Genomic DNA, 13,701 nt, shown 5'->3' on the forward strand with positions numbered 1-13,701 from the left:
GAAGGAAAATAACAATAACCCAAACGTAATAAAAACTCTTCCATTTTTATCGGAAGCCCAACCAAAGAAAGGTGCAGCGACTAACTTTGTTTTGCTAATTGTTCTTCTTCAGAATAAGCCCTCGAAGTACAAACTTACAAACAACCTATCTTCTGCATTTTATTATCGAATGACTTAGAATTATTATACCTTGTACATTAAATAAATTTGATTTGCAATATAGTCCGAACTAAAATGCATTCCCTTCTTTATCCACCACATGATGATACCTACTATAGAGGCTGTTTTAATATCAATCGCAACATAATCAGCAGGTAATTCCTTCTTGATATTCTTCCTTCTTGTTTCTACTAATTGTTTTATAAATAAAAACAATTGCTCCTCAAACTGATTTATATTAAATAAGGTAAATAAATAATTCCGCTGGGTATATATATAATCAAGCAATTGTGTTAGTTGTTGTTTTTCAGATAAATCTATTGCATGAGTTAAAGCCATAATTTCATCTGAAAGTCCGTTTAAAATCTCATCGTTAATTTGCGTTAGTAAATCTTGAATGTCATGATAATGCAAGTAAAAAGTTGTCCGATTTAATCCTGCTTCGGCTGCAACTTTTTGAACCGTTATATTTGAAATAGTCGATCCCTCACTTAAAAGAGAAAAGACAGCATTTTTAAACATATCTCTTGAACGAATTGTACGAGGATCTCCTTTTTTTTGTATAGACATTTTAAACTCCTTTATCGTTTTTTATTTGACTTTATCAACATCATATATTTTATATGTCGATTAGTGAACATTTTCAATAAAACTGTTCATGGTCAGGAACACATATTTTTTGTTAGTATGAATTTTATCGACACAGTGTTGATATTGCAAATCTAAAATATAAGGATTTCTTTTATTCTTTAATGAGAAGAAATTTTTAAAAAGGAGTTTTTATGGAAAACGAGAGAGAAGAAATAAAAAAAGGGATACTATTACTTGTACTCATATCAGGTTGCTTTTTATCGGTATTGAACCAAACACTATTAAATGTTGCATTAAGTAATTTAATGGGTGTATTTGATGTGACAGCCGCAACCATTCAATGGCTTTCAACAGGCTTTCTGCTTGTAAACGGCGTATTAGTTCCAACAACAGCATTTTTAATGAAACGTTTTACGACTAGACAATTATTTATCAGCTCGATGCTATTTTTATTATTGGGTACAATTATTTGTGCAATGGCTCCAAACTTTGCGATTTTATTAATCGGAAGAATGATTCAAGCGGTTGGAGCAGGGATTATTATACCTCTTATGATGAGTGTTATTATGTTTATTTTCCCTGCTGAAAAAAGAGGCAGCGCAATGGGCTTTATTGGGTTTGCTATGATATTTGCACCTGCCATTGCCCCTACTCTAGCTGGTTTTATTATTGATTATGTCTCATGGCGATGGTTATTTATTGGTTTGGTCCCTCTTATACTCATTGTTATTTTACTAGCTTTTAAATTTTTAGTGAATGTATCCGAAACTATAAAATCAAAACTCGATTTTGTCAGTGTGATTTTATCAACCATTGGTTTTGGCTTTATATTATATGGTTTTAGTAGTGCCGGTAATCAAAGTTGGAGTTCCTCGGTTGTTATCTTTTCACTAATCATTGGAATATTGTTTACGGTTTTCTTCTGTATTCGCCAAATAAAATCAAAGGATCCAGTATTAAATTTATCAGTTTTCAAGAATAAGGTATTTACTTTAACATCATTACTTAATGTGTTAGTAACAATGATCATGTATGCAGATTTGATCTTATTACCAATCTACCTTCAAACGGGTAGAGGTTTTACTGCATTAGAAGCAGGTCTTTTATTATTACCCGGGGCTGTCATCAATGCTATATTGTCTCCTGCAACTGGAAAGTTATATGACAAAGTTGGTGCAAAGCCATTATTTATTATAGGTCTTTTGTTTATGATCCCATCAATGTGGGCGGTAACGGATCTAACAGCTACAACTTCTTTTATTTATTTAATGACACGAACCATCATTTTACGTATTGGTTTAAGTTTCATTACTATGCCACTCAATACATCTGCATTGAACGCATTACCTAAACAGTTAGCATCACATGGCTCTGCAGTTGTAAATACTGTACGTCAACTTGCAGGAGCAATTGGAACAGCTGTAGTAGTAACCATTTATACAGCACAAGTTACGTATCATACATCAGAAATCATGATTGAGAATCCAATGGGTTCAACTGAGCGCATTGAAAGCCTTTCTTCTATACTAGGTTCAGGTGATGCTTATTTCTTTATGATGATTTTAACAATTGTTGCACTTCTTTTAACGTTTTTTATGCCAAAGAAAAATGTTGATAAAGAGGAGTCTGCAGCATCTAAATCAACATAGGATAAACTTAGTTTTAGTAAATTTAATGTAAACCTGTTTTGAAATTATGAGAATACTCTTTAAGATATTTTACAAATAAAACAAGCCTTACAACTTAATTAATGAGGCTTGTTTTGTCGTTCAGAGAAAAATTCATTTAAATACACACTCACCAAAACCACCAAACAATGAAGGTATTTGCTGCGCAGTAATCGTCTACTACGAAACTATGCGTTACTCCCCTATCTAGGTCTTTGCTGAAGAAAGAGATATGTTTAGATTAGGTTTTATCCCCAAGATGTGTTAATAGCACTTATCTTTTAGTTCCTGATCTAATAAAAAAACGTCTCAACTCCAATACTATCTTGGAATTAAGACGTTTTAACTACTCAAATTTAGTTATGTTAATAGATATTTTACACGAAGTTAAGACTTTAAGAATAATAGAGAGTTTCCTCCCTACCTTTAAAAACTGTTCATTATTTTATCCAACTGGAGAAACATTTAATATGTTTATTAGTTAAAATGAAAAATTAAATCTACATCACTTGGGTCCGATTGTGGAAAATACTTATTCAATTAAAGCATCCGTTAACTCAATAACTCGATATCATTCTTGTTAACCGTTAATAAGTCTAATGTTTGTCCTTGTTCATCAACAAATTCAATTTCATAGTCGTCTTCGTTATGTTTAAGTACGATTGTTCCTAATGTTCCAAATTCAACAAATGGCGATAGCCTTCTTCTAGCTCTAATTACATCGAGTTCTTTAAACATCTTTATTCTCCTCTAGCATCCGTTATTTGAATAATTTATGTTAGTCTTTAACACTTACTTCAAATGTCTTACCATCAAGTTCTAACTCCACATGGTTCCAGCTCAAAAACTCTTCACAGGAAATTGATAGTTTATTGTTAGACCACTTATGAAACTTAATCATATCCATTTTCATAGGACTATCCACATGTTTCCTTTCAGTTAAAGTTGATTTTATAATTTTAATCTCATAATAATCAGCTATTATGAAATCCCCCGAAGGGCTTACTGTTAAACTTTGATATTGGGGCTGGGACTCATATCCAGTTAATTCTCCACTGATACAATCAAGTTTAAACAGATAATCCGAAGTAAGGACAAGAACACAGCTATGCTTTTTTGATACTGCAACTTCTCGTGGAAAGCCTCGAAAATTTCCGCACCATTCAGTTAAATCATTATTTGAGAATTTTATCCAAGTCCAATCTTGAGAGGTCCATGGATTCGGAATATCATAAATCTTTTCTTTGAACTCTCCTGAATATGGCTGGGTTATTATCTCTGCTTTGATTATCATTCGTTTATCCTCCATAAAATACCTTCTTGTACTCTACTGCACCGATAGTTGAACAATCACTTTATAATTTTAACATTAATTCCCTTTTTTGTTTGGGGATTTTGTATCCTTTTGAATAAAAGCGTCAATAATTCGTGTATAAAGACTTGGTACAGGAGGGATCACATCCTCTTATCACAAGCATACAAAAACTATGAATCTGATAAACGAATCGAAGGTTTCTTTTCACAGACGTTAAAAGCATACAAATTACAATCAGGTCTTCTCATCCGCTATTTTAACGATGTCTCCATCGAGTCATTATCTACTAATCAACTAAAGGAATATTTAGCCGAATCAAGCGAACACTTAAAACCGTCTAGCCTCTCTCACCGTATTCGTTTTATGCGATCCTTGTTTCGATGGTCACATGAAGAGGGACATATTCCATCAAATCCAGCCTATAAAATTAAGGAGCCAAAGGTCGGGAAACGAATCCCAAAGTTCCTCACAGAAGGTTGCCGTATAGGTGAAATTGTCTCTCTGGATAAGAATTGTATTAACTGGTCGAATCGTTCTGCCATTGTCAGAGGGAAAGGAGATAAGGAACGCGAGGTTTACTTTAACATTCGTTGTGACATCTGGTTAAAACGGTATATCCACAATCGGAAAGATACTGACCCTGCTATTTTTGTCACAGATCGATCCCCTCACCGAATGAGCATTGCCCAGATGAGATACATCATCAAACGTATTTCAAGCCGTGCAGGTATTTATTAATAAGACCATTCACCCCCATCAACTGAGACACAGTTACGCCACTCATTTATTAAATAATGGCGCCCCTATTGATGTCATACAGAGTTTACTCGGTCATGAAAAAACGGAGACAACACGCATCTATGCCCAGCTGAGTGGACGACTTAGACAAGAGTTATATAGGAAATACTTTTAAATATAAGAAAAGAGCAGCACTTGGAAAGTGCTGCTCTTTTGAATACTCGCCTTATTTTAACACAAGAAGCGACTGCGCTATTCAGCAATCGCACCCTTTAGTTCAATAAGCATACGTTATATTTCTACCTAGATATAAAATACACTTGCAATCGCACACTAAAGAATATGGAAAAAATCTTAATCCAAAGATAGTTTTTCTTTGATAAGACTGTCGAAGACCTTTCCATATAACCAACAACAACAAGCAAACCGATAGCACCTATATATGGCTTGAAATAATTTAATTTCTCATTATTCAAACTTGTATCAATAAAACTATAAAAGAACAGAAGCAAAAAAGTATAAGTTCCAATTACGAATATAGTCTCTTTAAACTTTTCGAGATTCACCTTAATACCTACTTTTCTTGTTTTTTATTAAAATTATAACTATAAATATGCTCTTGAAGAAGACTGCTCCGTTCGTACAATAAGCAATCTTTAACTATAAATATTTAACCAGAAGATTTTTTATTTTTTATTACACGAACAAAAATCGATAATAAACCAAATGTTATGAAGACGTACCCCATAACTTTAGATGCCCCTAAATCTCCTGTAGGAATATTAAAATGGTTGAATATTCCTCTAAACACTTCTGAGTAACCTAATCCCCAAAAGGCTAATCCTGCTAAAATATAAATAATACCTTGAAGATACAATTAGATTAACCTCCACATTCTATGTATAAATCCTAATTCAATAAACCTCTCCGTTAACACAAAGACTGCCTATCTTAAGCAATAGCACCCGTTAGTTGATTATAGCCGTAAATTACGTTGTTCTGTTGTTATATCTTTTTATTACAGTTGCTAAAATGGAAATTAAAAAAACAATAACACTATTTATTAGTAAATAGTATCCTACTTGCAAGCCGTAAAATATTGCAAAAGCATCACGAATAACCAAAAGTGCTAATACACCACCGATTGCCCCAAATAAAACTGCTGATAATAATATTGTAAAAGCCGAAAAGTATAGGTTTTTCTTTCTCTTGTAGGAAATAAATCCAATAACATTTGCAACAACAATAAAAAAGCCAATAAGGATTATGAAAAAATCACTCATTTTACTCCCCCTTTTATAAATATATTTTACCATTCAAACTAAACACCTTGTTGAACTATTCTGCACCGTTAGTTTAAGTGAAAAGCTTCACATAATCACTTATCTTCTAATTATAATCTTATCAGAGAATATTAAATTATTATTTATTTTTTCCACAATTTTATAAATTCTACTATACAGTATGTGTCTACTAGGCATTAAATTAGTTATGCTAAATCCTGATTTTGTTGCCGAAAAATAGATATAGATTCTGATGTTTCTCCCCCAAGACGTGTTAATAACACTTATCGTTAGAGTAACTAAGATACAGATTTTGTTAAATAACATATTTCTCATCCCTATTAGTCATTAGCGTTTTCAAGCTATCTTGGAAATAAAACACAAGTTCAACTCCTCACTATAATTAACCTCATCTAAACAAAAATTTTCATAAACACAATTTCGTTTAGTGGTGACTACTTGATATAACTAAATAAAGTTATGTGTCTTAATACAACACATAACTCCTTCACGTCCATATTATTATAGAACTGAAACAATACATCTATTAAATGAAGTACTTAGCTTACTTCTATAACGTTAGTAGCTTTGTAGAACAATACTCAATTATCTCCCGTCTCCTAATAATTCCTATAAAAATATTCTGATCATCTACTACGGGTACAAAATTTTGCTCCATTGATTTAGAAATGATGTGCTCCATCTCGGCATCTATATGAATAGGGTCATTTTGAATATGAAGTGGTACGTCCTTTATCCAAACTTTGTTCGTATTTTCGAAGGTTAAATGATGAGTGTTCTTTATTTTCCATAAAAGATCTCCCTCAGTTAATGTTCCTACATACTGCCCATCACCATTTATTAACGGAACAGAGGAATATCGGTGATACTCCATCTTTTCTAATGCCTGTCTCATAGTCGATTCGTATTTAACAAAAGCAACATCTCTCTTTGGGATTAAAAAAAAGGCAATATTCAATGATATCCTCCTACTCTATCTGCCATCTGCAACTATTTGAATATCAATATTAGAAGTTTCTCTCATAATCATATTCACAATAGATCCTCTCCTAATTTCTTCCCACCTTGTTCTAGCCGATTGCCCCAGTAAAATTTGGGTGACGTGATATTGCTTGGCAATATCGATAATAACCTTCGCGGGTTTACGATTTCCCTTTTCTTCAAAAATCAGCTTTGCATGAAATTGAGTAGCTAAGGCACTCCATTCTTTTATCTTTTGGGCTTTTGCTGGCTCGGTTGATGGGCTATTATCAGAGATGACATTTAAGATATATAAATCAGCTTTTAGTCGGTGAGCCATACGCCAACCTCTTCGAATTAGCTTTTCTGCTGTTGGTCCATAGTGTACGCAAACAAGAATTTTCTCATGAACACCTATTGGGCCATTTGAGAAGGTTTCAAGACTCTGCTCAATACGTTCATCCACATCATTGGCTACTTCTCTTAAAGCTAACTCACGTAAAGATGATAGATTTGTTATTGAAAAGAAGTTTGAAAGACTTTGCTCAATTTTTTCTGTTGCATAAATCTTCCCATCTGTTAATCGTTTACGAAGTGTTTCAGGGGTGATGTCGATTAATTGTATTTCATTGGCTTTTTGGACGAAAAGATCAGGAACTCTTTCACGAACCTTTACTCCTGTTATATGTTGAACAATATCATTTACACTTTCCAAATGCTGAATATTCACCGCAGAAAGGACATTTATTCCAGTTTCTAGGATTTCTTCTACATCTTGATAGCGTTTATGATGATAAGATCCTGGTATATTGGTATGGGCAAGTTCATCTACGATCACGACTTCTGGATTTCGTCTCACAATTTCTTCCACATTCAACTCGAAAAACTCTTTTTCTTTATAAAGTAGTTTTTTCAGTGGAATTTGCTCAAGATCTCTTATTTGGTCAATCGTTTCTTTTCTTCCATGTGTTTCAACTAGGCCTATGACGACGTCATGTCCTTCACTTCTTAAATCAAGAGCATCTTGAAGCATTTTATAGGTCTTGCCAACTCCTGGAGCAGCTCCTATATATAGTTTTAGTTTCCCGCGGGTAGATTGGTTAATTTCTTCTAATATCTCCTCTGGTTTTTTCCTTTTAAAATATGGGTGATCTTTTTCCACTATACTTTCACCTCATATTGTATTTTAATGTGATCGGAAATTCCTCTTCAAATTTCTCGACATTTTCAAGAGCTACCCTAGCTCTTACAAGATAATGTAAGTATATAGGTAGATCTTTTGGTATCTTTAAACAAAAAGGTATTGTGCTTTGTTCACTACGTTTACAAAATAATGTAGAATAAACAACGCGTTCGTTATAGATCTGCTCTTTTCCAGTATCTAAATCTCTTGCTATCAATTCAATATCATATCTTTTTACTTTTGTTTTGGTGAAGAAACTACCTACAATATGAAAGCTTCCTTCTAACATCTCACCTTGAAAAAGAGTTGTTTTCTCCAGTACTATTTTTACTTTTGGAGTGCCAATATTTATTCTTGAAACATATTCACTGATCATAAATGTTCATCCTTTTTAAGAGTGTAATGTTTAATAAAGAAAGATGAGGCTGGGAAAAAAGTATTTTAACAAGGGCTGTTTTCGTATACTTTGTTGCTTTTTAATACTTGATGGAAACAGCACTAAAGTCTAGTGGCATCTTTTCTGCTAGAAAAGTACCATTTATGTTATGCCGATATATTGTTACGACGCTCCTAAAATTTACTCCGCTATGCTAAATATTTGTTCGGAATTTTTGCTAATCATTTAAAGTTATGTCCCAGCCTCTATTCTATTCTCTTAATATAGTAATTTTTTTAAATCTAGATTAAGCTGTAATACATTCACACGCGCTTCACCAAATATGCCCATTTCCTTGCCTTGTGTATTGTTTTCAATAAGTTTTTTTAGTTCCTCTTTTTCAATTCCTGTTGTATTAGAGATTCTGTTCACTTGTGCAAGTGCCCCCTCCGGACTAATATGCGGGTCAAGTCCAGAGCCAGAGTCTGTTACTAAATCGATTGGAACTTCACTAATTGGTGTTTCAGGGTTTGCACTTTTCCATACTTCTAGTGTTTCTTTTGTTCGCTCATGAAGATCCTCATTTGAAGATGCATAGTTGTTAGAACCTGAACCAGAAGCATCAAATTCAATGGCTGAAACACGTCCATGGAAAAACTCAGGATTCGTAAACTGTTGACCTATTAACTCTGAACCGATTACCTCATCCTTATCATTATAAATAAGACTTCCATCAGCTTTTTCAGGCATAATTACCTGTGCTACTCCTGTTGCTGCTAATGGGTAGATAAAACCACCTAATAACATAATCAAAAAGCTTGTTCTAATAATCGTTCCTGCTAGTTTTTGCTCTGTTTTCATCACGGTTATACCTTCTTTCTACTTATATATATACATCTAGATAAAGAGTGAAATCGCAACATCAATCAGCTTAATTCCTATGAAAGGAACGATCACTCCGCCTAAGCCATAAATGGTTAGATTTCGTTTTAGCAAAGAATTTGAGCTCATTGGCTTGTAAGCAACACCTTTCATCGCAAGTGGAATGAGCAATGGAATAATCACCGCATTAAAAATTAACGCAGATAAAATTGCTGATAAGGGTGTTGATAGGCCCATAATATTAAGTGCTTCCATCTCAGGTATGGCTAACATAAACATAGCTGGAATGATCGCAAAGTACTTCGCAACATCATTTGCAATACTTAAGGTTGTTAGTGCGCCTCGTGTCATCAATAGTTGTTTCCCAATTGAAACCACTTCAATAATCTTTGTTGGGTTTGAATCCAAGTCCACCATGTTTGCTGCTTCTTTTGCAGCAGTTGTACCACTGTTCATCGCAAGACCAACATCTGCTTGTGCAAGCGCTGGTGCATCATTTGTACCATCACCTGTCATAGCAACTAGCTTTCCTTGTGATTGTTCATACTTGATAACTTCGATTTTATCTTCAGGTTTACACTCTGCAATAAATTCATCAACACCAGCTTCTTTTGCAATTGTTGCAGCAGTTAACGGGTTATCCCCGGTACACATCACGGTTTTAATCCCCATTTTTCGTAACTGATCAAAACGCTCTTTCATTCCTGGTTTAACTGTATCCTTTAAATAGATCAACCCTAGAATCTGCCCCTCTACGGCAACAGCAAGGGGTGTACCACCTTCTCTAGAAATCTCCTTTGCTTCTTCATCTAAATTCGTTGGGATTTTTCCTCCTTGTGCCTTTACCCATGCCTTTATCGCATCAACAGCACCTTTTCGAATTTGACGTCCATCTTTCAAATCCATTCCACTCATTCTTGTTTCAGCTTTAAATTCGGTAAATTGTGCTCCTTCTGCTAAAGAATATTCATTATTAACTCCTCGATTTTTTAATAATTCAAGAACTGAACGTCCTTCAGGGGTTTCATCTTTTAACGAACTTACTCCCACCCAATAAGATAAATCCTGTAATGATGCATCTCCAACTGGAATGAAATTGCTTGCCATACGATTTCCGAATGTAATTGTTCCTGTTTTATCAAGAATGATTGTATTAATATCTCCAGCTGCTTCTACTGCTTTACCAGACATTGCAAGCACATTAAATTGTGTAACACGGTCCATTCCGGCAATACCAATTGCAGATAAAAGTCCCCCAATTGTTGTTGGAATCAAACATACTAAAAGGGCAATTAACACTGGAATTTCAATTTGAAAATTTAAATAGTTTGTGAAAAAAGGTAGAGTCACAACAACAATCATAAAGATTAAAGTTAAGCTTGTTAAAACTGTATTAAGCGCGATCTCATTTGGTGTTTTTTGTCGATTCGCTCCTTCTACTAACGAAATCATTCGATCAAGAAAAGACTCACCAGGATTACTTGTCATTTTAACTTTAATTGAATCACTTACAACCCTAGTACCACCGGTTACAGAGTTAAAGTCGCCACCAGCTTCTTTTATAACAGGTGCAGATTCTCCCGTAATGGCTGATTCATCAACTGATGCTATACCAGAAATAACCTCACCATCTCCAGGAATCATTTCACCTTGAGATACAACAACAATATCTCCTTTTTTCAATTGGCTTGAAGTAACTTTCTCGATTTCCCCATTGTTTTTTACTAGATTTGCCGTAATGTCTTGTTTTGATTTTTTCAAGGAATCAGCTTGAGCTTTCCCACGTCCTTCTGCTAATGCCTCAGCAAAATTAGCAAATAATACCGTAAACAAAAGGAGAAGTGTGACGGTTATATTAAACCATGGCTCTACACTACTTGCTCCAAATAGATTCGGAGCAAGTGACATCAAAAGTGTGATAAAAAATCCAATTTCTACTACAAACATAATTGGGTTTTTTACCATTTTTCTTGGATCTAGCTTTGTAAAAGATTCCTTCAATGCTTGTGCGATCATTGCTTTATCCATCATTTTTTTGTTTCCGTCCTTATTATTATTTGATTGATAGTTGTTATTGCTTTGTTGTGAAATGGCTTCCTGTTCTACTTCAGGAAGTATTGTCACATGATGATTTTCTTTAACTGCTTGATTTCCCATGTCTACTTCCTCCTATCTTAATGTTAAATATTCTGCAACAGGACCCAGTACTAATGTCGGGAAGAATGTTAATGCCCCAACGATGAATATCGTACCAACAAGAATGACACCAAATAGAGATGAATCTGTACGGAATGTTCCAACCGTTTCAGGAACTATTTTCTTACTCGCAAGTGATCCAGCGACAGCTAACATCGTAATTAGTCCAAAGAATCGACCGATGTACATGACAATTCCTGTTGAGATATTCCAGAATGGTGTGGCATCACCAAGTCCTTCAAACCCTGAACCATTGTTTGCAGCAGATGATGTGTACTCATATACAACCTGAGAAATTCCATGGAAACCACTATTTGAAATGCCTGCTACACCAAGTGGAGAGAATAAAGCAATCGCTGAAGCTCCTAAGATTAATAACGGATGCATTAACATCGTAATCGCAATTAATTTCATTTCTCTTCCTTCTATTTTCTTTCCTAAAAACTCTGGAGTTCGACCTACCATTAATCCTGAAAGGAAAACAGCAATCATGGCGTACATCATGACGTTGATAAAACCTGCCCCTACTCCACCAAATACAGTATTAAGTAACATATTCGATAAGGTCAGCATTCCACTAATTGGTGTTAACGTATCATGCATCGTATTAACAGCACCTGTCTCAGACGCAGTTGTGACAATAGCATAAAAAATCGACTGACTTGTTCCAAATCGAACTTCTTTTCCTTCCATACTTCCTTGGTCATGCTGAATGCCTAGTTCGTTTAGCTTTGGATTACCTTGAAATTCTGAAATAAATGCTGTTGATAAAAATATCATAAAGATCATTAACATCGATACAAATAGAACTCGACCTTGCTTCAAATTCCCGACCATTTTTCCATACGTAAATGGAAGAGCTGTTGGAAGTAACATCATCAACAAAATTTGCATAAAGTTACTTATTGCATTTGGATTCTCAAATGGATGGGCAGAGTTCACTCCAAAAAATCCACCACCGTTATTACCTAGTTCTTTTATAGATAGAAAAGCTCCAACAGGACCACGAGCAATTTCCTGTGTTGTTCCTTCAATTGTATTAGCCGTTACTGTGGGTTCTAACGTTTGAGGAACACCTAAAGCAACAAAGATAAGTCCTGTTATAAAGGCGATTGGCAGGAGTACACGTGTGATCGCTCTAATTAAATCAACAAAGAAATTTCCAATCTCTCTCCCACTTAATCCTCTAACAAATGCAATTGCAACTGCTAAGGCAGTACCTGGTGCTGCAAACATCATAAAGAGAATTCCTATCATTTGTCCTAAATAAGATAAACCTGATTCCCCACTATAATGCTGAAGATTTGTATTTGTCATAAAGCTAATCGCTGTATTAAACGCTAATGTCGGATCCATACTCGGATTTCCACTAGGGTTTAATGGAAGAAATCCTTGCATTCGAAAAACGAAATATACAAGAACAATCATAAAAGCATTTGCTAACACAAGAGATAAAGCGTATTGCTTCCATGTTTGATGAACCTTTTGAATATCACCTATCTTAAATAACACCCTTTCCAATGGGTTGAATAGTTTATCTACACCTGTTTGGTTATAGTCAAAAGCCTTTGCCAAATAGATTCCAAAAGGCTTAGCTAGTAAAACAACCGCTATTAGCGTAATGATGATGGATAGAATTGTCGTTATCACCGAATTTACCTCCAAGTAGTTAAAATTTTTCTGGATTTAATAAAACATAAAATAAGTACCCTGTTACAATCACCACAACTCCAAATAATGCAATCATTACTTTTTCTCACTTCCTTGCTCTACAACTCTTTGGGACCAATTCGTTAATCCGACCATTAAGATTGGCAATACAATAAAAAGTGCGACCATGATGATATCTAGCATTCTAGTAACCTCCTAAAAATTTCATTAAATGAAATTTGAAATGTTTTTACTTCTCGAATAGATGACGAGCTTCGCACCCATTGAGTAGTATAGTCTCATTGGATATGCATGAGTTGCTGTTACAACTATTATTGGTGCAATCGTACTATTTCTTAGCACCATTAAACTGTCAAAGGTGTCGGCAATATGTTTACTTTCAATTAAAACAACTTTCTCAAATTGGGCAGGTAAAGGGATGTAAGTGTCATTGCTAGAAAATGAAAAAATGTTCTTAAATCCTTGATTCTTTAGCAAATCTGCAACCTGTGTATTGGGTGTTACAACAATGGAATGTGTTGGATTTAAGTATCCTTCAAGCCCTAGTAACATATTTTGATCAGGCACACATACCAATACTGACTCCTTTTCCATCTGACCATTAAACACCATGTAAGCCTCCTTGACTCCTTTTTTTAGTTAAACAACAATACCTAAAA

General features: G+C 34.5%; 14 protein-coding genes and 1 pseudogene. 2 read left to right on the forward strand and 13 right to left on the reverse strand.

Features of this window, described 5'->3' with window-relative positions:
* Positions 1-183: 183 nt before the first annotated feature.
* Positions 184-729, reverse strand: a complete 546-nt coding sequence (locus JOC75_RS04975) for a TetR/AcrR family transcriptional regulator (RefSeq protein ID WP_204952978.1) — start codon at positions 727-729, stop codon at positions 184-186.
* 212 nt (positions 730-941) lie between these two features.
* Here JOC75_RS04975 and JOC75_RS04980 point away from each other — a divergent pair, with 212 nt between their 5' ends.
* Positions 942-2,399, forward strand: a complete 1,458-nt coding sequence (locus JOC75_RS04980; protein WP_204952979.1) for a DHA2 family efflux MFS transporter permease subunit — start codon at positions 942-944, stop codon at positions 2,397-2,399.
* Between the two features lie 570 nt (positions 2,400-2,969).
* Here the strand turns inward: JOC75_RS04980 and JOC75_RS04985 are convergent.
* Together JOC75_RS04985 and JOC75_RS04990 are read right to left on the reverse strand one after the other, a co-directional pair.
* Positions 2,970-3,155 carry a DUF4926 domain-containing protein gene (locus tag JOC75_RS04985; protein ID WP_204952980.1) on the reverse strand — a complete coding sequence of 62 codons (186 nt, stop codon included), beginning with the start codon at positions 3,153-3,155 and terminating at the stop codon, positions 2,970-2,972.
* A gap of 40 nt (positions 3,156-3,195) precedes the next feature.
* Positions 3,196-3,711, reverse strand: a complete 516-nt coding sequence (locus tag JOC75_RS04990; RefSeq protein WP_204952981.1) for a hypothetical protein — start codon at positions 3,709-3,711, stop codon at positions 3,196-3,198.
* 165 nt (positions 3,712-3,876) lie between these two features.
* Between JOC75_RS04990 and JOC75_RS04995 the strand changes: the two are divergent.
* A pseudogene (locus JOC75_RS04995) lies at positions 3,877-4,645 on the forward strand (tyrosine-type recombinase/integrase).
* A gap of 495 nt (positions 4,646-5,140) precedes the next feature.
* Here the strand turns inward: JOC75_RS04995 and JOC75_RS05000 are convergent.
* The 10 genes from JOC75_RS05000 to JOC75_RS05045 form a co-directional block, all read right to left on the reverse strand.
* The gene (locus tag JOC75_RS05000; protein WP_204952982.1) at positions 5,141-5,347 is read right to left on the reverse strand and encodes a hypothetical protein; all 207 of its coding nucleotides are present in this window, start codon (positions 5,345-5,347) and stop codon (positions 5,141-5,143) included.
* 112 nt (positions 5,348-5,459) lie between these two features.
* Positions 5,460-5,753: a 3-isopropylmalate dehydrogenase gene (locus JOC75_RS05005; protein WP_204952983.1), complete on the reverse strand. Its 294-nt coding sequence runs from the start codon at positions 5,751-5,753 to the stop codon at positions 5,460-5,462.
* Positions 5,754-6,324: 571 nt separating this feature from the next.
* On the reverse strand, positions 6,325-6,732 hold the full coding sequence (locus JOC75_RS05010; RefSeq protein WP_204952984.1) for a CBS domain-containing protein: 408 nt from the start codon (positions 6,730-6,732) through the stop codon (positions 6,325-6,327).
* A 15-nt stretch (positions 6,733-6,747) separates the two neighbouring features.
* Positions 6,748-7,896, reverse strand: a complete 1,149-nt coding sequence (gene kdpDN / locus JOC75_RS05015) for a KdpD-like non-kinase potassium sensor (protein WP_338036549.1) — start codon at positions 7,894-7,896, stop codon at positions 6,748-6,750.
* A 7-nt stretch (positions 7,897-7,903) separates the two neighbouring features.
* Positions 7,904-8,293, reverse strand: a complete 390-nt coding sequence (locus tag JOC75_RS05020; RefSeq protein ID WP_204952985.1) for a sporulation protein — start codon at positions 8,291-8,293, stop codon at positions 7,904-7,906.
* A gap of 279 nt (positions 8,294-8,572) precedes the next feature.
* Positions 8,573-9,154 carry a potassium-transporting ATPase subunit KdpC gene (gene kdpC / locus JOC75_RS05025; protein WP_204952986.1) on the reverse strand — a complete coding sequence of 194 codons (582 nt, stop codon included), beginning with the start codon at positions 9,152-9,154 and terminating at the stop codon, positions 8,573-8,575.
* 36 nt (positions 9,155-9,190) lie between these two features.
* Entirely contained in the window at positions 9,191-11,293 is a 2,103-nt protein-coding gene (gene kdpB / locus JOC75_RS05030; RefSeq protein WP_420828012.1) for a potassium-transporting ATPase subunit KdpB, read from the reverse strand.
* Between the two features lie 51 nt (positions 11,294-11,344).
* Positions 11,345-13,009 carry a potassium-transporting ATPase subunit KdpA gene (gene kdpA / locus JOC75_RS05035; RefSeq protein ID WP_420828013.1) on the reverse strand — a complete coding sequence of 555 codons (1,665 nt, stop codon included), beginning with the start codon at positions 13,007-13,009 and terminating at the stop codon, positions 11,345-11,347.
* Positions 13,010-13,040: 31 nt separating this feature from the next.
* Positions 13,041-13,118, reverse strand: coding sequence for a potassium-transporting ATPase subunit F (locus JOC75_RS24465; RefSeq protein WP_204953515.1), 78 nt, complete (start codon positions 13,116-13,118; stop codon positions 13,041-13,043).
* 131 nt (positions 13,119-13,249) lie between these two features.
* Positions 13,250-13,651, reverse strand: a complete 402-nt coding sequence (locus tag JOC75_RS05045) for a hypothetical protein (RefSeq protein WP_204953556.1) — start codon at positions 13,649-13,651, stop codon at positions 13,250-13,252.
* Positions 13,652-13,701: the final 50 nt, after the last annotated feature.

This window comes from Metabacillus crassostreae, assembly GCF_016908395.1.
Taxonomy (GTDB): Bacteria; Bacillota; Bacilli; order Bacillales; family Bacillaceae; genus Metabacillus; species Metabacillus crassostreae.